We start from the raw sequence: 22,807 nt of genomic DNA on the forward strand, positions 1-22,807 counted from the left end.
AGTAGGTAGGCAGGAATTAATCTAACTATGTAACAAAATGTAAAACCGTCAAAGTCCTTGTGATTGCTTTGTTACACTCCGTTTAACAAAGCAATCACATACTTGTAAATTTTCCCACCTACTTAATTAAAACTGTAATTTTTAATACAGATGTCTTGACTAACCTAATTAATAAAAATACTACTTAGAAAATATTAGTTATTGATTTGGTTCGTTGATTATGTAAATGGTAAGTAATTGAGTCAAAATTAATTGATTTTAATTATTTATTTTCCACTAGATTTTTTGATTTTAAACTAAACTATAAATATTTATTATCATGAGTCAAAGGTTACGTCAAATTATTTACAAAATCTTAAAAATATAATGTTTTTTATTTTTAATACGATTAGAAAAACTTATGAATTTTAATTAAGTATTTTGGAAAAAATACTGTTTTTTTTAGTAAAGGTGACAAGATTTTTTAGCTGAATACGGTATTTTCGTTAAGTTAGGTTTCGATATCAATTTTTGCTTGCAAAAAAAATACTTTTCTATTACAGAAATGCATTGTAAAATACATAAGTTAAATTGATAGATGATCCAAAATATTTTTGAGCTTAATAACAGTTAAGCTTTACATAAATTTTATATACTTCCTTTAAAGAGTGAAGCTGATTGTGGGAAGAGATGCTTCAAAAAGGATGGTGCTAAATTCAAGCTTAATTAACCTAATTACAGCTATTTTTAGGTAAATAGACCACGGGGTAGGAAACCCGGAGAACCCCACCTCGCAAAAGCTACGCTTTGTCTCCCCTCTTTGCAGGTCTGCGGTATTAACTAATTTACCGGATTTGATATAATATCGTGTGCGGTTAAAGACTTATCATTAAGACCGCAGAGGTGCAGAGGTGAGAGGTTTTTGGGCTTTCTGCATAGATTCGGGAATTATAACTAATTAACCGGACTTGATATAACTCAGCAGTTTCGCACCGCGAACTAGTGTAAACTCCAAAAAATAAATCTAAACGTCAATTACTTTTTCTTGTAAACTAATGGTGTCTTGAAGCGTTAGGCATAATTGTTTCTTGAAGATTTACGCCGCTGAGGTTAGCTTCTCTAATGTCGGCTCCTCTAAGGTTAGTTCCTCTGAGATTCGCCCCTGCCAAATTCGCGCCTCTAAGGTTAGTCCAACTCAAGTCAGCTTGACTCAAGTCAGCTTCACTGAGGTTAGCCCGCAACAGGTATGCACCACTTAGGTGAGCCTTGGTCAGATTAGCTTTATAGAGGTCAGCTTTGTAAAGGTAAGCCCCTAAGACTTCCGCCTCGTACAAACTCGCTTCGCTGAGGTTAGCCGCAATCAAGTTAGCTTCAATGAGGTTGGCAAATGAGAGGTTAGCCCGCATCAACTTTGCTGCACCTAAATCGGCATCTTTCAAGTTAGCGCCTCTTAAGTCAGTACCAATGAGATTAGCATGAGCGATCGCAGCGCCTCTAAGATCCACCTCACTCAAATCAGCTCCAATCAAATTAGCATGACTCAAATCGGCGTGCGTAAGTATAGCACCACTCAAGTTAGCAACACTGAAGTTAGCCGCACTCAGGTTAGCTTCATTTAGGAAGGCTTTGTAGAGGTTGGCACTACTGAGGTCAGCACCACTGAGATTTGCTCGCACGAGTAAAGCATTGCCCAAATCGACTCTTCTCAAGTTTACCCCCTGGAGGTTTGCGCCTCTGAGGTTATCGCCTTGCAGATTCGCGCCGCTGAGGTCTGGTTCAATCTGAGGATTTTTCTTTCTCCACTCAATCCATGTAACTGCACCTGCTTTGAGTAAAGTTAGATGCTCTCGATTTGCCATTTTCTCTCTTTTACTCCTGACGCCCACCCAAAGAATTTACCCGACCAGCGACATTTTCAATCGCCGTTAATGCTCCCTGAGCCCCTGCGAGAATATCCTGTTCTTGTCCACCTAAGTAAAGCCGTCCAAAGCTACCTACAGCTTGAACTTCAAGAATGTTAATCCTCGCTGCTTTCTCTGCTTCATTGGCAGCGAGTGCGGCATAAGCAGCAGGTTCCACTTCTAATACATATAGCGTTTGTCCTGCTAGTAGTAGCTGTCCCCGGCGCGTGCGATTAATGAGTTGTGTTTGATAAGCATCGATGTTGCGGATAATCTGACTAGAAATAACACGCGGTTTCAGACATTCCTCTCTTTTGACTCCCAGTGCGGCCAAAATAGCTTGACCAGCAGCTCGCGTTTCGCCTTGGGAGCTAGAATGAACTTCCAATAGTCCGTATAGTCGTTCAACTACTTGTACTCCTGGACGGACAGAGGCAGATTTCAGCGCTATATCCGTAATCTTATTAATTTCGATACCAGGAGAGATTTCAATCCACAGTGATGTATCTCCTGGTAATGGTAAGAAGCCTTGGGCTACTGTTCCCATATATGCTGCATGTTGAGGTTGCAGGTTGTCGAGAAATACGAAACTGCGTAATTCTATGCCCAAGATTTTGCTCTCCAGTCGTGAAGTTATCTATTGCAAGATATATATAGCGGTTCTCGGCCCAAGTGATGTACAAGAACCCCACCCCCAACCCCCTCCCCGCAAGCAAGGAGGGGGCTAAGATGTACCTTGTATGATTAGGAAACGCTATATATAGATAGCGGTTCTCGATCCAGTAAGGTACAATTTTGACCTGTCTCCATTCCTCTCTCCTAAAAGGAGAGAGGCTTTGAATTTTTCCCCCTTCCCGCTTCGGAAAGGGGGTTAGGGGGTTAGGTCTATTTGCATACTTGTACCTCACCGGATTGAAAATGGCTATAAGCGCCTAACTTGACAATATTAGGGTATTGAGTAGCGCAAAATCCGTTTAATCTATCTACACCTGTGTGTAAAATCGCAATTATAGAAGCCAATGCTTATTTAGATGATTATTGTTGTTGTGGGATAAAATCTACTTTGATCGGACGACATAATTTTTGTTTAACACAGCTGCTTTGTAAACACCTTGACCCTTTTACATTACCCCAGTTTTACCCCAAATATTTCCGCAACATCTGCCAACCGGAACTGCAAAGATTAGATATCAATGAATATGGCTCTTTCTAGCTCAAGTTGTTTTTCCTAAACTCTTCTCACAAACCCCTGTAACTTCCTCTCCCTATCCTCACAATCAGGCAAATAAGCAGATACAAAGCACTTAAACAGCTTGCCATGATTTGGAACGAGCAAATGTACTAATTCGTGAACAATAACAAACTCCCCTAGTTCTTTTGGCAAATTTAATAACTCTGTGTTGAGTGTTAAACGTCCTGTAGTGATAGAAATGGATGCCCATTTGCGTTTCATCGGACGTAGTTGGATTTGCTGAACTTGGACGTTTATTTTTTTACTCCATTCTCCCACAGCATTTTTAAGTGCTTGTGCGTCTTTCCAGCTTGCTGAATCTTGGGTGCTTTCTTGTAAGGGAGTCGGGTTGATCATTCGACTCGTTCCAGTTTTAGGAGGTTGTTAGTGACTTCGATAGTTTGCTCAACAGAGTTTGTCAGGGGATAAAGGGTGGCGTAAAGTTCGGTTCTGAGGTCGATTTCCTGACGTGCATCCCACCAGTAATCTGAGAAGTTGGCATAAACTGCGTTTACAGTTTTGGCTTGCTCGACATTGAGGTTATCAATCGCGTGCTTAATGACAGTGTAGATGGCAAAGGTATTTTCATGAACATCGAGTTTTTAGCGTTCTTCCCCTGCTTCCACACGTTCGTTGACTATTTGAACTAAAGCCTCATGCGCTTCTATTTGGCGGTTTTCAAAGGCTTGACGGACTTTTTCGGCGCGATCGCCAATGTTCAGGAGGAAAGGCGATCGCGGACTTCCATCTAGCACGTCTTGAGAAATTGCCTTACTCAAGTTGAGAACCTTAACGTAATCGGTTGTGTCACTTTGGCGGAATTTTTCTAACTGTTCGGCGTTAAGTTCGTAAATAGTTCCTGGCATTTCTAATTCGCCAATTGTGACCTTACGGCGTACCAGTTCTTTGGTTTTGGCGACCAGTTCCAAGTCTATGTAAGGATTGGTATTATAAGCTGCGCGGATTGTGGCATAAAGTCTGACAATGGCTTGATAATTTTTCATGAATTCGCCACCCAAGTCAGGATCGGGTGAGAGAATTTCGTAAATAGTCTGCAATTTCCGGGCAAAATTAAAGAATTCCTCTCGTAATTCCTTATCTGCGAAATGTTCCGCCGCCCTTTCTTTAGATTTTCTTTACGAATCAGCTCTAAACTCTTACCCATTTCAATACCTTAGTATTTTTATCATAGCGATAGGTAATGCCGTCTCTATTAGTGATAGTTTCCCCTTTGCTTGCCTTACTTCTAATAGTAGTAACGGAATAGTCGGTTAATTCGTTCATTTGTTTATGAGACAACCCTTCGACTATGCTTGTTTCTGATTGAATTAGAGATTTATATTGAGACGAATCATCTATTTTTATTTGAGGATTTGTGGAAGGAATAGTAACAATTGCTTTTTGAGTCCGATAATCCTGCACGGTCACAAGTCGCCAACTAGAATCTTGTGAAAGTTCCAAAACCCATTGATGATAATTAAACAGGCTTTCTCGATGCCCAACACTGATAAATGTTGTTTTCGTCTCTTGTAACTGTTGATATAACCTTCCTTCATTTTCCAAATCTAAAGCACTCGTTGCTTCATCTAATATAGTAAAGCTAGGATGAGTAACTAACAGTCGCGCAAAAGCTAGGCGTTGTTGTTCTCCTATCGATAATATATTCTCCCAGGGAACTTCTGTATCAAAGCCATCGACTCGACTAAGTAAGTTTTGCAGGTTGACTTGTTGCAAAACTTCTTTGAGTTCTGCGTCGGTCATTTGACGATTTGTATTAGGGTAGAGTAACTGTTCGCGCAAAGTTCCCAAAATTATATATGGGCGTTGGGGCAAAAATAAGACTTCTTCTAAAGGAGGCCGTACCAGACGGCCAGTCCCTGCATTCCACAAACCAGCGATCGCTCTCAGTAGAGAACTTTTACCTCGACCACTAGGCCCAACAATCAATAAACCTTCTCCCGATTGAACAGACAACGATAAATCTTCAACGATTACCTGTTCATAGTTGGGTGTTTGTAAAGTCACATTCTCAAAAGCAAGACGATTCTCTTCTATAGTTTTAATCGTACTAACATTCTCTGGCTCTTTGGTGACAGCTTCTAACGCATCTGAAAACTCAGCTAAACGCTCAACGTAACTCGAAAATCGCCCAGAAGTTCCAAATTCATTGATTAATTCTGCCATAGCGTTAGCAAACAAACCAGTAGCTAAACTGGCTTGGCCAACTTGTCCGAAATCAATTTCACCATTAATATATAATGGCCCAAGTACTAGAAACGGAAATATTTGGATAATAGCCTGATATCCTCTGTTAAAAATTTCCTTACCTCTCTCCCAATTAATCTTGCGTTCAATATTTTTCAGGAGATTACTAAATCGGCGCTGAATTATATTTGATTCTTGGTTTTCTCCTTGAAAAAAAGCTATCGATTCAGCGTGATTACGAACATGAGTTAGGGAATAATTATATTCAGCTTTAAGTTCAAGTTCCTCTTGATTAATCTTATTCAATTCTTGAGTTAAGTAAATAGCAATCAAATTTCCTATGACCGTATAAACAAGCATAACTATAGCGATCTGTCGGGAAATTGACCAAACAATTACTAAAAAAGCCGTCATTTCAAGCACTTTTTCTAAGAAAGTAGCTGAAAAAGTTAGAGCATTACTGGTAATGGGTTCAATTTCTTGAGATATACGTTGATCTGGGTTATCAATATCAGATTGAAAGTTAATTCTATAATAAGCACGATTACTCAAATATGTTGATAGTGTGCGATTATTTAGCCATTTGTACCAATCAAGAGCAACTTTTTTTCTGACAAATTTAGAAAATCCTACCAAGAAGGTTACGCAGATCAGGCTAACGCCGTAAATTGACAATATTTCAGTAAACTTAGTAATATCTTTCTCTTCAATGATCACATTGACTAAATAGTTACTAATGAAGGTATTGAAGGCAGCTACGGCCACGAGTGCGATTATTAATAAGATCAAGAGAATGAGCATTCCCCATGCGCGAATCACGTCTGAAAATGCTCTGTCTCCTGGCTCTGTTGGATACCAATAAGGCCCGGCGATCGCTCTAACATTCTCCCAAAATTGATTAAAAGCCGAAAATGGCGAAGTAGTATCTTTTAAGGCTTGATTGCGAAGAACTTGGGCTTGCATATTTTATAATAAGTGCGTCGAAAATTTTCTATTACTGTATCACTGAAGTCAAGGCAAATATAGCCTGAAAATATTATTGGATAAGCTTTTTAGCTATTGCTTTTTTAGAAATCATCCTTGCCTAGTTTGCTTTGAGTTAGACAAAGGTGGCGACAACTGGAACTAAAGAATAAGCGTTTGAGTAAGACATCCTTTCAGAGGTTGTTTGAAAAGTATTTGGCTGTGATTTTAGGCACTTAGAGATCCCCCCTAACCCCCCTTAAAAAGGGGGGAACCGGAATCAAAGTCCCCCTTTTTAAGGGGGATTTAGGGGGATCTGAAATGTTTTGCTACCAACGAGAGGACTTTTCAAACATCCTCTCACACCTTCGGCAAAGCTGAGGTCGATATAGCTGCGATGCCTGCGGCGGGCCTAGCCAACGCAACTTCATCAATCACATCAGGTAGTTCATCTTCCACAAGTCGTAGGCGAGGGTAGAAGTAGGCAATACAAGTTGCTGAGATAGTCAAAACTCCCATGATGATGCACAGAAGCCCCATACCACGACCTGTACCGACACCAATAATTTGTCCGATACTACCTGCCAACAAACCATCAGTAGCCATTAAGGGTTCAAACACCTTTTCTGCCAAAGGCCCTATCGTAATATAGCCTAGAGGTAAACCTACAGCTTCGATCGCTCCTTTAATAGAAAAGACTCTACCCTGCACTAATGGTTCTACTTTCGACTGAAAAATAGCTTGTGTTGAACTAGCAATTATTGGTCGGATCAAAAAGAATAAGAAGATGCCGACAATGAAAACAAAAATAGAAGCTTGCAAACCGGCAACGAGAAGAAACACACCCGTGAGCAGCATACAGCTATATATCGTATTCATGTTACGCTCTAGACCTCCCCAGATACCAATCAGTAAACCCCCTGCTAAAATAGCAACGCCAAAGAGCGAAAGAATAGTGCCTAAAACTGTTACGGGAGCAAAAGATAACACCAGAGGTATAGTGATAACCTGAACACATCCTACAAGAAAAAGGCTATAAGCTGAAATGATTAACACTCCTAGTAGTCCTGGTCGAGCCAATAAATAGGTTAATCCATAAGTTGTTTCTTTAAGAAAAGAACTTTCCTCAATTGCAACAACAGGAGTGCTGGATTTAGGAAACTGAAGCAGCAATAAAAGAATAATACTCAAAAATACGGTAGTTAAATGCAGCACGATAATTCCTTGCAGAGAAATCATCCCTAACAAGATACCTCCTAAAGGTGGTGCGACAAGCCGCGCCGTACCGTTCATGAAACTCAGCATTCCATTCGCACGACCAAGGTGTTGTTTTGGTACTAGTAAGCTTATGGAAGCGATGAAAGCGGGTATCTGAAAAGCCATGAAGATAGCACCGAAAGTATTGGCTAAGTAAATATGCCATACTTCCAATCGACCGATGATAAATAAAGCACCGATCGCCACTGTTGCTAAAGTTGCAAATAAATCGCTGAGAATCATTGTCCATCTCCGATCCCACCGATCCACTAATAACCCAGCTACAGGTGCAAGTAAGATCAGAGGTAAAGTATTGGAAAGCGTAATAAGAGCAAATTGGGTGACAGAACCTGTCTGTTCGTAAACCCAAACATCCAAAGCAAATGCGGTGATGCTGCTACCAATAGATGCAATCAGCTGTCCCAGCCAAACAATGATAAACAGTTTCATCTCACGGAAAATAGTCAGTGGGGTTTTTTCTATACTTGCTAACACGATCAACTCCTAAGTGTATGCATATTCAAACTTTTCATCATTACTTGATATTGGTGCAATAGCTTTTGCGCCTGATGATCCCAATCAAACTTTTCAACTGCTTGACGGTTTCCAAGTTCTCCCATTGCAATTCTGAGATTGTCATCTAAAAGCAGCCGCAGCATTGCGTCGGCTAAAGCATCCGCATTTCCGCGTTCGACCAATAACCCTGTTTTCCCATCCTCTATCAGTTCGGGGAAAGCACCCCCACGGGTAGCAATAACAGGCAATCCCATTGACATTGCTTCGATAATCGGCATTCCAAATGCCTCATTCCAAACAGATGGAAAAATAAATATATCTGCTTGCTGATAATACTCAAATAGCTCAAAATGGGGAACTTTGCCCAGAAAAAAAACCGAACTGACTGCGTTAGAAGCAATTCGCTTTTGCAATTGCTCCCGATAGCTACCTTGGTAATAAGAAAGAATATTCTGAATTTGCTGGTCTTCTCTATCAAGTGTGTACCACGGGACTAATGCGGTTCCTGAACCGACAAGTTTTAGCTGTACTTGGGGATAACGAGACACTACTTTATTAAAGGCATCAATTAAAACGTGTATACCCTTTTCTGGTGAAATTCTACCCACAAAAAGAATTTGTTTAATATCTTTTTTATTAGCTTCTTGATTGTGATGATTAGGGACAGCGAAGTGACGAGTATCTGCACCATTATATAAAGTTTGGCTGTTAACATGAGGCAAGTATTTACGAACCTGATTTTTTAGATAATCGCTGCATCCAATTACTAAATCGACTGATTTAAGGTGCTGTTCAACCATTGCTGGATCGAACAATGGGAGGAAATCACTATGTATATGTAAGACAATTTTCGCTTGGGGGTTATAGGCACGCATAAGGGGAACGAATTGAAAAACAATGTTCATGTGAATTACATCACATTGCTGTGCTTGAATATCCTTGGCAACTTGTCGGTAAAATTCACAATAAAATAATTTAGAGGCATAAAAAGGTCGTTGAGGGTGGGATATGTTCCAGCTATCAAGAAAGTTTAATGGTTCTAATATTTTATCGAGCCATGATTCGGGAATGCGGCGATAGGTAATTCCATCTTCGTGATATTCAAATTCTTGATAGTGACCTTTTGAGCCATAGAATAAAACTTCATGACCAGCACGAGCTAAACGTCGCGCCAACGCATAAGATACTAAGCGGATTCCTCCAGTTTTAGGGGGTTCGGCTAGGGTGACAGGATAATCGAAGAAGGCAATTTTCATAATTAATTAGATGTTTCTTTTAGGTAAAAGCTAGATATAATATAGCGGTTCTCAGTTGAGTGAGATACAAGAACCCCACCCCCAACCCCCTCCCCGCTCTTCGAGAGGGGGGTATGACGTACCTCATTTAGGAAACGCTATAAGTTGGGTGTTTGAAATTAAGATTTTTATCAGAAAAGGCGCAAAAAAGAGAGCAAGGTTTGTTGTCTAGTTAATATAAGTAATTCGGTACAAATAAACCTAATCATGTAACAGAATATAAAAACCACAAGACCTTTGCGATTGCTTCATTCCACTTCGTTACATTCGCAATGACATACATTGAAATTTTCACGCCGACTTACTTACAAGTTAAATAATTGTGTTTTATTGTGCAAAAATATTTGAAAATAAGTGGAGCTAGTTTGGAAGTTTTAAGTTAAGAAATTGCTGATGAAAACTATTTGTTTACCATCCGGTCGATTGATGCCAGTATTGGGAATGGGAACTGCGGGATTGGGTGAAGCGATCGCCCAGCGTGACAATGAGATTGCTGCTTTGCGTCACGGAATCGATTTAGGGATGACATTGATTGATACGGCAGAGATTTACGGTGAGGGTAGGGCGGAAACGTTAATTGGCGAAGCGATCGCTAATTGTCGTTCATCAGTCTTTCTCGTTAGTAAGGTTGCGCCTCGCAATGCAACTGGGCAAGGGGCGATCGCAGCTTGTGAGAATAGTTTACGACGGTTCCGGACAGATTTTATCGACCTTTATTTGCTGCATTGGCGGGGGCCTGTAACGTTATCAGAAACGTTGGCAGCATTTGAGAAGCTAAAACAATCTGGCAAGATTCGAGATTATGGCGTTGGTAATTTTGATGTTGAGGACATGGAAGAAGCCAGTGCTTTACCTGGAGGTGAAGCCATTGCGACAAATCAAATCCCCTATAATTTGCAGCATCGCAATAGTGAATGGAAGCTATTATCCTGGTGTCAGCAAAGAGGAATCCCGATAATGGCGCATTCACCTTTGCTACAAGGCGAACTACTCAAACATCCCAAATTGCAATCAATTGCCCAACAGCGTGGGGTAACAGTTGCAGAAGTGGCGATCGCTTGGTTGTTGCATCAAGAGGTGATAGTCTTTCCCAAAGCCAGCAGTATCGCCCACGTTGAACAGAATCGCGCTGCCCTTGATTTGCAGTTAACAAAAGAAGAACTGAGTGCTTTGGACGTTGCTTTTCCCCCACCATCTGCACCTATTGCCCTGCTTGAGAATTGGTAACGGAATAATTCGTAATTAAGAAGTTTCTGGGGAGAACAGGTGATTTACTTTTGCCTGTTCCTTTTCATTTAGAATTGTTAAATCTTTTTGCCAAATCTTCAGTTTTCTGTTTGTAATATTCCTTTGTCAGGATTGGCGGGTATTTAGGAGATTCGTCTGTATCTAAGCAATTTTCGATACAGGTAATCTCTGTATCATCACCAGGAGAGAGAAAGAAAGCTAAAGAGTATCTTTCTGGAAGACTACAGGCATCGGCTGGCATTAGTACCCGATGTTTGGTAGCAGGGAATTTATCGTTTGTCCATCGCTGCATGACATCTGCGATAAAAACTATCGCTGTGTTAGGGAGTGGAGGCGCAGCAATCCATTCTCCGGCATTAGTGCAAACCTCTAGCCCACCATTTTCATCCTGAAAAAGTAAGGATAGACTGCCCCAATCTGTATGTTCCTCGAAGCGGGCTTGTCCGGGTGATGGTGGTTCTGATACTTCATAGTAGCGATGTAAGAGTCCATAGTCGGCTTGTTGAGGATGGCGATCGCTAAAGTATGATTCTGGTAAGTTTAGGGCAATGGCGATCGCTTTGAGAATACGATTACCAGCATCATGACAAGCTGTGAATAATTGCTGAACAGCATCACGAAAAGCGGGATGCTGTCGCAGGTGATGATGAACCTGATGCGCCACAGGGGAATCCGTATCGATCTGTTCTGTTAAAACTGCCTCGCCAAAGACGAAAGCCTCTCGAAAGTCACCGTTATATTTAGTGTAAAAGTATCCAAGAGCTGCGCCGTCTTTCCAAGCTAGTTGTCTTTTTTCTGCCTCTGGTAGCGCAAAGAAGCCATTAGCATTAGTAAAGGCTTGGTCAATTGCATTTTGAGGTACACAATTTTTTAGGTAAAAACAGCCAACTTCTTGAATAGCTTGTAAGAGTTGGTCAGCAGTAAACTGATGGAAATCAAGGATGGGAATTTGGGTGGAAGTGGTAGTTTGTTGTTCGAGTTCTTGAATTGAGTTCATAAGTTAAAAGTCGGTGGATTATAAACGCAAAGGGGCGCAGAGGGAAGCGCAAAGGTATGCAGAGTTATACTCAACTACGTCCGTATTTTGTGGCTCGATCTTTGGTTCTATTCAAGAGATGATCGCCTACAAAAGTTGGGGGATATTTGGGAGATTCATCTGCCTTTAAGCAGCTTTCTAAACAAGTGACTTCCACTTCGTAATTAGGAATCACAAAAAAGCTAAATGAGTACCTTTCTTTTACTTTCTGAAAATTAGTCGGTACGGAAACTCGGTGAGGTGTGGCGCAAAATTTATCGTTTGTCCATCGTGACATCATATCTGCGGCCATTACCAAAACTGTATTAGGAACTGAAGAGGTGGTGATCCACTCTCCTTGAGGTGTGTATACTTCTAGTCCTCCGCCTTGATCCTGAAATAGCAAGGTGATGCTGCCTAAATCAGTGTGTTCAAAAAAGCGAGTTTGTCCTGTTTTGGGAGCCTGGGAGATATTGGGATAGTAATTGAAAACTCCGGCGTGGTTTTGCTGAGAATGTAAATCGGTAAAGTAGGAATTTGGTAGTTGCAATGCGATCGCAAATGCTTCCAACACATTCAAAGCACATTCCTGGCTAGCTTGAAAGAATTGCTGCAAAACTTGACGAAATTCCGGCGGATTTTCTGGCCATTGATTAGGGACATCCAAGGACTCTGTATAATCGTCAGCCCCGGATTTGTTTGGGTCAAATTCATTAGCAAAACTAAAGGACTCATGTAATTGTCCTGGTTGATTGCCAATGAACATTTTCTCAAAGGGTATGTAACCCCGACTACGCCCAGTTACTGCTGAGGCTACTTTCTCTTTTTGTGCTAATGGCAGTGTAAAAAATCTCTCGGCTTGAGCAAAGGCTTGATCGATTAAAATTTGAGAGACACCATTTTTTAAATAGAAACAGCCCATTTCTTGAATAGCACAAGCAATTTGCTTGGCAACTGCTTCATTGCTATTGCTGTCACCCACAAGAAAGGGGTGAAAATCAATAATTGGTATCTGCGATGTAACAGTTGTTTGCTTTGTCAATTCATTAATTGAAGTCATAGTTAAAAATTTGGTGATTTTTTCTGGAAAATTGATATCATTTGTCTCCGAGTAGAAAAGCTTTTTTAGGAAAATTAAGAATTATTCTTCACGCATTAAATCACAAGTGTTACATAGCGGAATTGAGTTAAACTCATACTCATTCGTTCTGCCAAGGTAATCTTTAACATAACCAACAATACCTGTTCCATTAACATCTATACAACAAGTATTGAGACTTCCATCCCACAAAACTACAATTCGCTTTTTTGTTTCAAAAATACACGGCTTATACTCTTGTATAGAACTAGTCAAAGTTCGAGTTGATCTAGTTTTAGTAGCGACTTGTCCCGCCCAGTCATGCTTTTCTTGCTGATGAGGATTATAGGTATAGACGATAGACAAAGGAATAGAATTTTCCTTCAGCATTTCTTGAATACGCTCTTTCTGCCCAACAAGATGTTCCGATAGATAAATGTCACGCATACCTAATTCAGACAATCGCCATGCTATTGCCTCATCAAAAAGTATCCCGTTTGTGATAAAATTGCACTCAATTCCCTTAGCTTTAGCATAGGAGATAAACTCTAATAGTTCAGGGTGAAGTAGGGGTTCTCCAAAATTATTGAGATATAAATTTTTTTGTCCACATTCAATTGCTAATTCAACGACATCTACAAATGTAGAAAATGACATATTTCCTTTTGCTCTACTTTGAGATGGATGAGGACAGTAAGAGCAAGTAAGATTACAAAAATTGGAAATTTCGACTTGATAAATATACATTGTTTTTAACTCTTAAAATATCAACAATTACTCAAGGTAATCGTTGATTTGGGCGCGGAGTAAATGAGTTTTTGAGTATGATTCATGCTGCCTATTGAGAAGGCTAGTAACATTTGTGGTATACAGCGCGATCGCCACCCACAACAAAGGTGTCAATACAGTTTTGACTCCGAGAAACCGCAGCCGGTGCGGAAGTAGAGTAACCGCCGAGATGCTGCCAATCGCTCCAGACTGAACCATCCCATGCCTTACGGTACATCGCACCATCACAGCCAACAGTAAAAATATCTAGCCGATTTTCAGCAACAGAAGTGGCGGCAACACCATACTGGCAATACCCTCCCAGGTTTTTCCAACCACTCCAAGTTGAGCCATCCCACGCCTTATGATAAATCGCACCATCCCCCCCTAAAACAAAAGTATCAATGCAGTCTGTGCCGCGAGAAACCGCAGCCGGTGCAGCAAGACAGTAACCTCCGAGATTGTTCCACTCATCCCAGGCTGAACCATTCCAACGCTTGTGGTACATCGCGCCATCAATACCGACGGCAAAAATATCCAGCCGATTCTCACCAACGGAAGCGGCGGCAACACCATAGTGGGAGTACCCGCCAAGGTTTTCCCAAGTACTCCACTTTGAACCATCCCACCATGTGCGATATGTAGCGCGATCGCTACCCAAAACGAAGGTGTCAATGCGGTTCTTTCCCCAAGAAACCGCAGCTGGCGAGGAAATGCAGTATCCTCCAAGTCTTTGCCAATCGCTCCAAGTTGAGCCATCCCAGTACTTATGCCATAGAGGGCCAATACTCGCGGTGAGCAAGATATCTAAGCGATTTTCTGACCAAGAAGTGGCTGTTACACCATACTGACAGTATCCGTCTAAATATTCCCCATCAGTGGAAAATATTGGCATATCTGTTGTTGAGGCGGGACTCATCGCCGGAAATGGCATACCCCCAGTAGGTTGATCGTGAGAAATTTCTGCTTTATTTAAATTGCTTGTTGTCATTGGACTCTTTTCTTCCTTCTCTACGAGACGCTGCGCGTAGCTTGCTTCTCCGTAGGAGTATGCGTTCTTGGCCGTTCGTTAACTAAAACGTTTTTGAATTAGAATTTTCCACCTACGCTATACCACTTGTGGTACGCTGCGCGATCGCTACCCAACACAAAAGTATCAACACGGTTTGGAGCCGAAGCAACCGCAGCTGGCGCAGCAATAGAGTAGCCACCCAGATTATTCCAACCGACCCAGTTTGAGCCATCCCAGTATTTCTGGTACACTGCACCATTACGAGCAATGATGTAAATATCTAGGCGATTTTCAATTCCAGAAGCAGCCGCAACACCATACTGGGAATAGCCACCGAGTTTTTCCCAACCACTCCAGCTTGAACCATCCCAATACTTTTGATAGATGGCGCGATCGCTACCCAAGGCAAAGGTGTCAATGCGGTTTAATCCCCAAGAAACCGCAGCTGGTGTAGAAATACAGTAGCCCCCCAGCCTTTCCCAATCACCCCAGATTGAGCCATCCCAACACTTTTGGTATATGGCTCCATCCCAGTTGACGATAAAAAGATCCAGGCGATTTTCAGTTCCAGAAGCAGCCGCGACACCATACTGAGAGTAGCCGCCAAGATTTAGCCAATCACTCCAGGTTGAGCCATCCCAGCCCTTATGATATACGGAGCGATCGCCTCCAATCACAAAGGTATCAATCCGATTCTCTCCTCTTGCAACCGCAGCTGGTGCAGAAACACAGTAGCCCCCTAGCCTTTCCCAATCACTCCAGACTGAGCCATTCCACTTTTTGTGGTATATAGCGCTATCTTTGCCAATGCTAAAGACATCCAGGCGATTTTCTCCTCCAGAAATGGCAGCTATACCGTACTGAGAATACCCGCCAAGATTTTCGCCATCCATCGCAAAAGATGGCATATCTCCTAACGAAGCAGCCCCCATCATCGGGTATGGGGTTGGTGGAGGATAGGGCATACGTACAGAAGCGTCTTGAAGTTCCATTTCCAACGGTGGCATCTGGTTAGATATTTCCTCGGCGGTTGTTTGGCTCATTGTCATTTGATTACGAATTACGAATTATTTAAAGTATCTAAAATTACCTTGGCAGCTAATTGATGTCCCGCAGGATTCCAATGACCATCGATATCAAAGTAAAGCTTTTCTGGCGTGCTATTTTTTCTAAAATCATCAGTTAGATTGACACAAGTTACATCTTGTGATTTGGCAACGTCACATAAACGCTGATAGCCAATCTCTTCATTTTTGAGCAAATCTACATTCTCAGGAAATAACTGGACGTAATCTTTGATATAAGTTGATTCTTTTGAAGGTACAAGAAAAACAAACAGCTTAACTTGATTATCTTTAGTCAAACGAATGATTCGTGATAATGCTGCTTCTACTTTCACAACCCCATCAGATATCAAATAATCGCTATCTACACCTACTCCTGATTCAGGTGCTGCCAGCGATAAATTAAATAAAGTTAAACCATTTTTGGCTTCTTTAGAGATAGAAGTTCCAGTTCTTACTGGCAAGTTTTTTTTGTTATTTTTCCAGATAAGCTGGTACAGAAAGGTTTTTTCATACCAAGGCAAAAAACTTCTTTCTTTCAGTGTATTATATATCTTTTGACCAATATCTGAAGAATAATTAGTTAAATCATTAGCAACTATGGATAAGATTACATTGTGAGGTTTATATTTGGCGATCCATTCATTAAATAATGTTTCATATTGGGCAAAAGAATAGCCCGGAACACCTAAATTAATGACTGGTTGCTGCAATTCTGATTCCACAAGTCTGGGAAATATTTTTTCCTCAGTGACCCATTGGCCCCATGTAAAGGAATCTCCAACAAAATACAAGTTAGATTTTGTGTAATCTCTTCCTATATTGCGAAATCCATAACTATCTGTATTAGCAACTTCTGTAACTTTTGCTTCTTGCCAAACAGTTTTAAAATCCTTAAGGTTTGATTTTGGCTTGTAGCCTAATTGGGCATCAGGTTGAATAAACTGATAAAAAATTTGCGCCTTGGACTTCTGCGGGGCAGCAACTCCGGTAGTAATGGCAAAAGTTTCGACGATTAACAGCCCAACTATAACTCCAGCCAGCATGAGCAATAAATTTTGTAGCCAAGGCTTTATTTTTTGCATAAAGTCTTATTAATTACGAATTACGAATTGTTGACAGAGTGTTTTAGCAACAATTTCCCCTGCTAACTGATGTCCCAAAGCATTCCAATGTCCGGCGCAGCGAAAAGTATTATCAAACCCATGTAAGCAAACATTATTCTGCTCGGCATAAGCCTGAAAGGATTGTCCTAAATTGATGGTGGTAAAACCTTCCCGTTCTCCTAATGCTGCGATCCGCTTTTCTGGATAAAACCAATCTGTAACTCCTGATATTTCCTGATGATGACGCACGATAGCATCAGGATTAACTTGAAGCGGAGTTGTTAGCATCACCACAGTAAAACTTGCTTTTTTGGCAATTGTTTCATTATGCATTAAGCGAATTAGTTCTTCTGTTTGTTGCCATGCTTGTTGCCATTCAGGATCAGTTGTGGTGTTATAGACAAGCTGTTCTGTTTGCTTTAATAAATTCTGCCATTCAGGGTCAGTATAGGGAGACAGTGTTGCAGATTTGGTTCCCAAGTGGAGGTCTTGTTTTTTATTATCTTGATGAGGAAGTGGTAAAGCATATTTGGCTTGTTTTAAAAGCTGTAAAATCCGTAAACGGTCTTGAACTTGCAGATAAACCTGATGCCACGATGATTTTTGTGAGCGATAAATATCCATATTCACAAACGAATCATCAACTACCCAATCACCATCTCGCTCAACAAAATAGGGTTTCATGAGGGCGCTATTATCCATAGCAGTCTGACTCACCATTTTTTCGGTGAGACTGCGGGAGTTGTTGATCACATCGTTGCCAGGATAAAAATTCAGGAGTACGAAATCAGGTGAATATTTCCAGACTTTTTCTTGCAAAGCGATCAGTTCTTGATCGGTTCCATAACCATTTACTCCAAAGTTCATCACTTCTACGTCACGACTTGCTAGGGTGGGACAATTTTTCAGTTCACGTTCGATGACTGCTGCGATTCCTTGTGCTTGTGGTACTTGGCGTGCTTCTGTAAAGGAATCTCCTAGCAAGGCTATACGGATGGTATTCTGTGGTTTAACTTGGGAATGTTCTCGATCGTGAAAGCCCTCACTGTTGTATTGGATGTATGCTTCCCCTTCGTCATGCACCCACCCAGCCGCATAAGGTCGTCCTGCCCAACCTCTCTGTCGATCAAAGGTATAGAATGTCTTGTATTCAACGCCAGCAATGCGTAAGCCAATTTCCACGATCGCCAGCCCCAAGACAATACCACCTAGCAATAAGGCTAAGGTCAGTGTCACCGCTACCCACCGCTTGAATGATAATGACGATGTTAACACCTGACATTCCTCAAAATAGTGTGTAAATAAAGGGCGCAAGCACAGATGACTGTGCGAACACAATCAAGATACCTAAGAGCAATAGTGTGACGATAAGTGGTAGTAGAAAGAATTTGCGGCGTTCTTTCAGTAATCCCCATAAATCTTTCAGCAAGTCTTGTGTTGTTTCAAACATTAGAACGGTTTCTCCATTTTGTTTATAGGTTTTACTTGATTGATAATGCGATAAGTTTTTACCTCAGCATCTAGCTTTCTGGCCATAGCATCATGATGGAACATGCCCCGCATTATTAGACCAATTGGCGTGATTAAGATATAGAAAATAACACTGAGAATTATACGTGTATTAATCCAACCTAAAACTAGGCCAATCCTCATCCAAATTTGGTAGACACCATTGAGTGTGGCGGGGGCAATCAGCGCCCAAACCCAAAGAATGCTAGCAATTACCCAAGGTAAAATGGGTAAAGACTCATGGTGTATCAAGGGTAATAGACTACCGAATAAGCCAGCAGCGATCGCACCACCAAGCAGTCCAAAATCCCGTAGTCCTTTCCGATCGAGTTGTTGTATTTCGTTCATCGGCGTTAATCTAATTCAAATTCTGTTTTCCAAGATTCATCTTTCTGTACCTGGGGTTGGTCAGATTTAGCGAGGAGAAAATTCTCCAATACCAAGTAATCCATCTCCGTTCTCATAAAACAGCGATAGGCATCTTCTGGGGTACACACAATTGGTTCACCCCGCACATTAAATGATGTGTTTACCAAAACTGCACAGCCGGTTTTGGCCTGAAAATGTCGCAGCAGTTCATAGTACCGAGGATTGGTTTGTTGATGAACAGTTTGAATCCGCGCCGAATAATCTACATGAGTGATGGCGGGAATTTGCGATCGCTTCACGTTTAACTTATCAATACCAAACAACTCCTCCTGTTCTGTTGTCATGGGAATCCGCAACTCGGCTTTGATTGGTGCAACCAAAAGCATATAAGGGCTGGGACGGTCAAGGTCAAAGTAGTTAGAAACCTGTTCTGCTAAGACAGAAGGGGCAAAGGGACGGAAGGATTCGCGGTATTTAATTTTCAGGTTCATCACCGATTGCATCTTGGGATTACGAGGATCGCCAACGATCGAACGACCTCCCAAAGCTCGCGGGCCAAACTCCATCCTGCCAGAGAACCAACCCACAACATTCCCTTGCTCTAAAATTTCAGCAAGTTCAGGCATGAGTTTGTCATCTTCTAGGTATTGGTAGGGCGCATTCACAGACTGGAGATAGTCTTGAATCTCTGTTTTCCCAAAGCAAGGGCCTAGATAGCCGCCCCGCATGGCATCCCCATCGTGAGGAATGCGCGGCTTTTCATGATATTGATGCCAAATAGCTAATGCTGCCCCAACTGCTCCCCCTGCGTCTCCGGCGGCGGGTTGAATCCAAATATCTCGAAAATCTGTTTCTCGCAAAATGCGTCCATTGGCGACGCAATTCAGGGCGACTCCACCGGCTAAACAGAGATAGTCTGTGTCCAATTCCTTTTTAACTGTTCTTGCCAAACGCAAAACGACTTCCTCGGTAACGTATTGGATAGAACAAGCTATATCCATTTCTCGCTGGGTGAGTTTTCCCTCGCTTTGGCGTGGTGAACCACCAAACAATTGATGAAATTTTGGGGTAGTCATGGTCAACCCCGTGGTGTAGTTGAAGTAGTCCATATTCAACCGAAATGTCCCATCTTCTTTGAGATCCAAAAGATGGTTGAGGATATGGTCTACATATTTGGGTTCACCATAGGGCGCTAAACCCATGAGTTTGTATTCCCCAGAGTTGACCTTGAAACCCGTGTAGTAGGTGAAGGCAGAATAAAGCAACCCTAAAGAATGGGGAAAATCAATTTCCCATTGGGGAGTGAGTTGATGGTCTTCTCCTAACCAAACCGAGGTAGTTGCCCATTCTCCGACTCCATCGAGGCACAGCACCGCCGCCCGTTCAAAGGGGCTGGGGAAAAAAGCAGAAGCGGCGTGCGCTTGGTGATGTTCAGTAAATAAAAGTTGGGGCAATTGTACTTTTTTGCAATCTCCGAGGGTTGCCAGTTCCTTTTTTAACAGCGTTTTAAGGTAAAGTTTTTCTTTTAACCAAACTGGCATTGCTGCAATAAAGGAACCTAATCCCTTGGGCGCATAAGCGAGATAAGTTTCCAGTAGCCGCTCAAATTTGACCAATGGCTTATCGTAGAAAACGATTTGGTCTACTTCTGATAATCCAATCCCTGCTTGTTTGAGACAATAGGCGATCGCACCTTTGGGAAATCTCGCATCATGTTTTTTGCGAGAAAAACGCTCCTCTTGAGCTGCGGCAACAATATCACCATCCACAACTAAGGCGGCGGCACTATCGTGGTAATAAGCTGAAATTCCCAGAATACGCATTTTTTTATATAAAACTCCTATTTATTTTTTTCAAAAATTAGTACATCTTTACACTTTCTTCCCTACTCCCTATCTCCTATATCGTTCAATTTCCATAGACCCAAACTTTTTTGTGGATAGTCTTTTCTTTCAGTCGTTTTTTCATCAATAATTTCGAGCATATCGGGAAAGTTATACGGAGGTAATTTTAAATCGATTGCTCGCCAATCACCTGTAACAATATCTTTATTTTCAAGTATCCCCGGATAAGTTGTAGTTAAAAGATATTTAGAATGGCTTTTTTTAAAGTTTTTAATTACAGCAAGAGCATCTTTAAATGAAAGATGTACTAGACAATCTCTACAAAAAATCAAATCAACTTGAGGGAGTGCATCTGCTGCTAAGTCAAGATTGATAAATTCTCTGGACTCATTGCCATAAAGACGTTGATTTTTGGTAACTAATTCGGCAACAATATCACATCCAATGTATCTATCTAAATTTAATTCTGCTTCTTTTAGCCAATAAAAATCTCCACAAGGAGCATCGAGCATTCTTTTGACATTAAGCTTTTCCAACAAAACTGGTATTTCTTTAATAATGACCGAAGTTTGTTGAAGATTAGATCCTCTGCCAGAAATAGAGTCGCGATCGCCCCACCTATTCCGATAATATATATCATTAAAAACTTCTTTTCTGTTTTTACCCCGAAACGATAAAAGCATCAATTCATATTGCAAATTAAATGAAAGATAGTCAAAGAAAGATTTTATGGGATGTAAAATGGTATTCTTGCTCATAGTTTTTAAGAAGAAAGCTGCTAAAGTTAACTAAAACTGAAAGTAGATAAAGGGTTGAGGACTGATTGCTGCAAACCGAAGTATTGTTGAAACTAACACCCCATAAAAAACGGCAAAACTCCATTTAGGAATTTTCTGCCACCAGTCTGCGAACCAACCTTTATAACCTGCCCAGTGCATGATAATTAAAGGTATAAAAATCCATCCAATTTGGAGGTTTAGGTTTTCAGAGCCAGGAGAATTGAGGAATAAAAAGGATTTCTCCACTTGTATAATACTGCTGAGATCGCTAACCCGAAAGAAGGTTGCAGACGCACAAAACCAGTAAAAAGTAAGAGGGATGCCTACGATATTTCTAAGGGTCTGAAATTGCTTGTAGGGAGCAATCCAAGATGACCATTGTTTATGAACAATTAAAGCGATTCCATGTAATCCTCCCCAAGCGACAAAATGCCAAGCAGCACCATGCCAGAATCCAGAGGCAAGCATGAGAATGAGAATATTTCTGTAACCAAACAGTTCTGTGCGTTGAGCTTTTGGTCGCCTTCTCATCAAAGGGATGTAAATATAGTCTCGCAGCCAGGTGAAGAGGGTAATGTGCCAACGTTGCCACAACTGAGTGATATTGCTAGAAAAGTAGGGAAAATTAAAGTTGAGAGGTAGCTTATATCCCAGTAAACCTGCACAAGCGATCGCCATATCTGAATAGCCAGAAAAGTCGCAGTATACTTGTATAACGAAAGAAATCACAGCAATCCAACAACTTAAGGCGGTATAAATCTCTGGATTAGTAAAATACTGGTCTACCAAAGGAGAGAGATTATCCGAAATACAAGCTTTCTTAAAATATCCCACCAAAAAAAGCGTTAAACATCCCCGAAAATCAACTTCGTTTAAACTTTTCGGGGTTAGCAGTTGAGGTAAAAAAGTAGATGCGCGGACAATGGGCCCCGCAACCAATTGAGGGAAAAAAGCTACAAATAGAGAAAAATCCCAAAAACTTCTAATAGGTTTGACTTTACCCAGATACGCATCAATTGAATAGCTTAGAGTTTGAAAAGTGTAAAAGCTAATGCCTGCGGGAAGAATGATTTCAAGGGTTTTAATGCTAACAGGTAGACCCAGAAAAACTAATAAGTTTGAGGCAGAGTCAGCGAAGAAGTTATAGTACTTAAAAAATCCTAATAATCCTAGATTTACAACTAAACTGAGTACCAACCATGCTTGGCGCTGCTGCTGATTGAGTGGTTTACTTAACAGCGCATCCCAAGAAAATAAGTTTATCCATCCGTTGTTAGTTTCTTCTTTCTGTACTGCTTCGCTTGTTTGAATTTCTTGTCCTACTGTTGAGGCAGCGCGGTCTTCTCCCAAGGGGAGACGCCAAGGGCGATGGGGGTTTCCCCCATGAGCAACTGCCGGTGAATAATCAACCTGTGGTCTAGATAGCATCAAACCAACAAAGTAATCAACGACTGTCGAGAGCAAAAGCAAAGAAAGAAAGCGCCAATCCCAAGCACCATAAAAAATATAACTACAGACTAATAACCAGGTTTTACGATGATTGTGATTATTTAAAGCCCAGTAGACGCAGAAAATAAGAATAAAGAAAAAGAGAAAACGAAATTCTGTAAAAACCATATTTAATCTAATGGGTAAATTAACTGCTAACCAAATCAATTTGGACTTATA

20 protein-coding genes are annotated in these 22,807 nt (G+C 41.1%); 1 reads left to right on the forward strand and 19 read right to left on the reverse strand.

Annotated elements, in window-relative coordinates; genetic code table 11:
• Nucleotides 1-1,031 precede the first annotated feature (1,031 nt).
• The 7 genes from V7K62_RS21315 to V7K62_RS21345 form a co-directional block, all read right to left on the reverse strand.
• Nucleotides 1,032-1,838: a pentapeptide repeat-containing protein gene (locus V7K62_RS21315; protein WP_334867538.1), complete on the reverse strand. Its 807-nt coding sequence runs from the start codon at nt 1,836-1,838 to the stop codon at nt 1,032-1,034.
• Nucleotides 1,839-1,848: 10 nt separating this feature from the next.
• Nucleotides 1,849-2,490 (reverse strand): hypothetical protein, encoded by a 642-nt coding sequence (locus tag V7K62_RS21320; protein WP_334867540.1) that lies wholly within the window; start codon nt 2,488-2,490, stop codon nt 1,849-1,851.
• A gap of 618 nt (nt 2,491-3,108) precedes the next feature.
• On the reverse strand, nt 3,109-3,468 hold the full coding sequence (locus tag V7K62_RS21325) for a M48 metallopeptidase family protein (protein ID WP_334867542.1): 360 nt from the start codon (nt 3,466-3,468) through the stop codon (nt 3,109-3,111).
• Nucleotides 3,469-3,713: 245 nt separating this feature from the next.
• Nucleotides 3,714-4,169: a hypothetical protein gene (locus tag V7K62_RS21330; RefSeq protein WP_334867544.1), complete on the reverse strand. Its 456-nt coding sequence runs from the start codon at nt 4,167-4,169 to the stop codon at nt 3,714-3,716.
• Nucleotides 4,170-4,260: 91 nt separating this feature from the next.
• Nucleotides 4,261-6,279 carry an ABC transporter ATP-binding protein/permease gene (locus V7K62_RS21335; RefSeq protein ID WP_334867546.1) on the reverse strand — a complete coding sequence of 673 codons (2,019 nt, stop codon included), beginning with the start codon at nt 6,277-6,279 and terminating at the stop codon, nt 4,261-4,263.
• Between the two features lie 360 nt (nt 6,280-6,639).
• Complete coding sequence (locus V7K62_RS21340; RefSeq protein ID WP_334867548.1) at nt 6,640-8,031, reverse strand: MFS transporter; 1,392 nt, start codon at nt 8,029-8,031, stop codon at nt 6,640-6,642.
• 2 nt (nt 8,032-8,033) lie between these two features.
• Complete coding sequence (locus V7K62_RS21345) at nt 8,034-9,308, reverse strand: glycosyltransferase family 4 protein (RefSeq protein WP_334867550.1); 1,275 nt, start codon at nt 9,306-9,308, stop codon at nt 8,034-8,036.
• 432 nt (nt 9,309-9,740) lie between these two features.
• On the opposite strand from V7K62_RS21345, the gene V7K62_RS21350 reads away from it, so the two are divergent.
• Nucleotides 9,741-10,574, forward strand: coding sequence for an aldo/keto reductase (locus tag V7K62_RS21350; RefSeq protein ID WP_334867552.1), 834 nt, complete (start codon nt 9,741-9,743; stop codon nt 10,572-10,574).
• 64 nt (nt 10,575-10,638) lie between these two features.
• Here V7K62_RS21350 and V7K62_RS21355 read toward each other — a convergent pair whose 3' ends face one another.
• The 12 genes from V7K62_RS21355 to V7K62_RS21410 all read right to left on the reverse strand — a co-directional run bounded on the left by V7K62_RS21355 (nt 10,639) and on the right by V7K62_RS21410 (nt 22,756).
• Nucleotides 10,639-11,592 carry an isopenicillin N synthase family dioxygenase gene (locus tag V7K62_RS21355; RefSeq protein WP_334867554.1) on the reverse strand — a complete coding sequence of 318 codons (954 nt, stop codon included), beginning with the start codon at nt 11,590-11,592 and terminating at the stop codon, nt 10,639-10,641.
• A gap of 70 nt (nt 11,593-11,662) precedes the next feature.
• Complete coding sequence (locus V7K62_RS21360; RefSeq protein ID WP_334867556.1) at nt 11,663-12,670, reverse strand: isopenicillin N synthase family dioxygenase; 1,008 nt, start codon at nt 12,668-12,670, stop codon at nt 11,663-11,665.
• Nucleotides 12,671-12,751: 81 nt separating this feature from the next.
• Nucleotides 12,752-13,435, reverse strand: a complete 684-nt coding sequence (locus V7K62_RS21365) for a radical SAM protein (RefSeq protein ID WP_334867558.1) — start codon at nt 13,433-13,435, stop codon at nt 12,752-12,754.
• 103 nt (nt 13,436-13,538) lie between these two features.
• Nucleotides 13,539-14,447, reverse strand: a complete 909-nt coding sequence (locus tag V7K62_RS21370) for a hypothetical protein (RefSeq protein WP_334867560.1) — start codon at nt 14,445-14,447, stop codon at nt 13,539-13,541.
• A 98-nt stretch (nt 14,448-14,545) separates the two neighbouring features.
• Nucleotides 14,546-15,511, reverse strand: coding sequence for a hypothetical protein (locus tag V7K62_RS21375; protein WP_334867561.1), 966 nt, complete (start codon nt 15,509-15,511; stop codon nt 14,546-14,548).
• A 17-nt stretch (nt 15,512-15,528) separates the two neighbouring features.
• Complete coding sequence (locus tag V7K62_RS21380) at nt 15,529-16,617, reverse strand: SGNH/GDSL hydrolase family protein (protein WP_334867563.1); 1,089 nt, start codon at nt 16,615-16,617, stop codon at nt 15,529-15,531.
• 9 nt (nt 16,618-16,626) lie between these two features.
• Nucleotides 16,627-17,913 carry an SGNH/GDSL hydrolase family protein gene (locus V7K62_RS21385; RefSeq protein WP_334867565.1) on the reverse strand — a complete coding sequence of 429 codons (1,287 nt, stop codon included), beginning with the start codon at nt 17,911-17,913 and terminating at the stop codon, nt 16,627-16,629.
• 10 nt (nt 17,914-17,923) lie between these two features.
• The gene (locus V7K62_RS21390; RefSeq protein ID WP_096564133.1) at nt 17,924-18,088 is read right to left on the reverse strand and encodes a DUF5989 family protein; all 165 of its coding nucleotides are present in this window, start codon (nt 18,086-18,088) and stop codon (nt 17,924-17,926) included.
• Nucleotides 18,088-18,495 carry an SxtJ family membrane protein gene (locus tag V7K62_RS21395; protein ID WP_334867567.1) on the reverse strand — a complete coding sequence of 136 codons (408 nt, stop codon included), beginning with the start codon at nt 18,493-18,495 and terminating at the stop codon, nt 18,088-18,090. The genes V7K62_RS21390 and V7K62_RS21395 overlap by 1 nt, the downstream gene beginning before the upstream one ends.
• Nucleotides 18,496-18,500: 5 nt before the next feature.
• A complete protein-coding gene (locus V7K62_RS21400; RefSeq protein ID WP_334867569.1) occupies nt 18,501-20,339 on the reverse strand; it encodes a carbamoyltransferase family protein in 1,839 nt (612 codons plus the stop codon).
• Nucleotides 20,340-20,401: 62 nt separating this feature from the next.
• Nucleotides 20,402-21,118, reverse strand: coding sequence for a class I SAM-dependent methyltransferase (locus tag V7K62_RS21405; protein ID WP_334867571.1), 717 nt, complete (start codon nt 21,116-21,118; stop codon nt 20,402-20,404).
• Nucleotides 21,119-21,148: 30 nt separating this feature from the next.
• On the reverse strand, nt 21,149-22,756 hold the full coding sequence (locus tag V7K62_RS21410) for an MBOAT family O-acyltransferase (RefSeq protein ID WP_334867573.1): 1,608 nt from the start codon (nt 22,754-22,756) through the stop codon (nt 21,149-21,151).
• Nucleotides 22,757-22,807: the final 51 nt, after the last annotated feature.

It is taken from the genome of Nostoc sp. (assembly GCF_036917935.1).
GTDB lineage: Bacteria > Cyanobacteriota > Cyanobacteriia > Cyanobacteriales > Nostocaceae > Nostoc.

What these genes read in the sequence shown, in the direction of transcription:
- V7K62_RS21395 (WP_334867567.1), bottom strand. Translation starts at nt 18,495, where the DNA reads ATGAACGAAATACAACAACTCGATCGGAAAGGACTACGGGATTTTGGA.
- V7K62_RS21390 (WP_096564133.1), bottom strand. Translation starts at nt 18,088, where the DNA reads ATGTTTGAAACAACACAAGACTTGCTGAAAGATTTATGGGGATTACTG.
- V7K62_RS21315 (WP_334867538.1), bottom strand. Translation starts at nt 1,838, where the DNA reads ATGGCAAATCGAGAGCATCTAACTTTACTCAAAGCAGGTGCAGTTACA.
- V7K62_RS21325 (WP_334867542.1), bottom strand. Translation starts at nt 3,468, where the DNA reads ATGATCAACCCGACTCCCTTACAAGAAAGCACCCAAGATTCAGCAAGC.
- V7K62_RS21380 (WP_334867563.1), bottom strand. Translation starts at nt 16,617, where the DNA reads ATGCAAAAAATAAAGCCTTGGCTACAAAATTTATTGCTCATGCTGGCT.
- V7K62_RS21365 (WP_334867558.1), bottom strand. Translation starts at nt 13,435, where the DNA reads ATGTATATTTATCAAGTCGAAATTTCCAATTTTTGTAATCTTACTTGC.
- V7K62_RS21400 (WP_334867569.1), bottom strand. Translation starts at nt 20,339, where the DNA reads ATGCGTATTCTGGGAATTTCAGCTTATTACCACGATAGTGCCGCCGCC.
- V7K62_RS21345 (WP_334867550.1), bottom strand. Translation starts at nt 9,308, where the DNA reads ATGAAAATTGCCTTCTTCGATTATCCTGTCACCCTAGCCGAACCCCCT.
- V7K62_RS21350 (WP_334867552.1), top strand. Translation starts at nt 9,741, where the DNA reads ATGAAAACTATTTGTTTACCATCCGGTCGATTGATGCCAGTATTGGGA.
- V7K62_RS21370 (WP_334867560.1), bottom strand. Translation starts at nt 14,447, where the DNA reads ATGACAACAAGCAATTTAAATAAAGCAGAAATTTCTCACGATCAACCT.
- V7K62_RS21360 (WP_334867556.1), bottom strand. Translation starts at nt 12,670, where the DNA reads ATGACTTCAATTAATGAATTGACAAAGCAAACAACTGTTACATCGCAG.
- V7K62_RS21355 (WP_334867554.1), bottom strand. Translation starts at nt 11,592, where the DNA reads ATGAACTCAATTCAAGAACTCGAACAACAAACTACCACTTCCACCCAA.
- V7K62_RS21405 (WP_334867571.1), bottom strand. Translation starts at nt 21,118, where the DNA reads ATGAGCAAGAATACCATTTTACATCCCATAAAATCTTTCTTTGACTAT.
- V7K62_RS21410 (WP_334867573.1), bottom strand. Translation starts at nt 22,756, where the DNA reads ATGGTTTTTACAGAATTTCGTTTTCTCTTTTTCTTTATTCTTATTTTC.
- V7K62_RS21375 (WP_334867561.1), bottom strand. Translation starts at nt 15,511, where the DNA reads ATGAGCCAAACAACCGCCGAGGAAATATCTAACCAGATGCCACCGTTG.
- V7K62_RS21335 (WP_334867546.1), bottom strand. Translation starts at nt 6,279, where the DNA reads ATGCAAGCCCAAGTTCTTCGCAATCAAGCCTTAAAAGATACTACTTCG.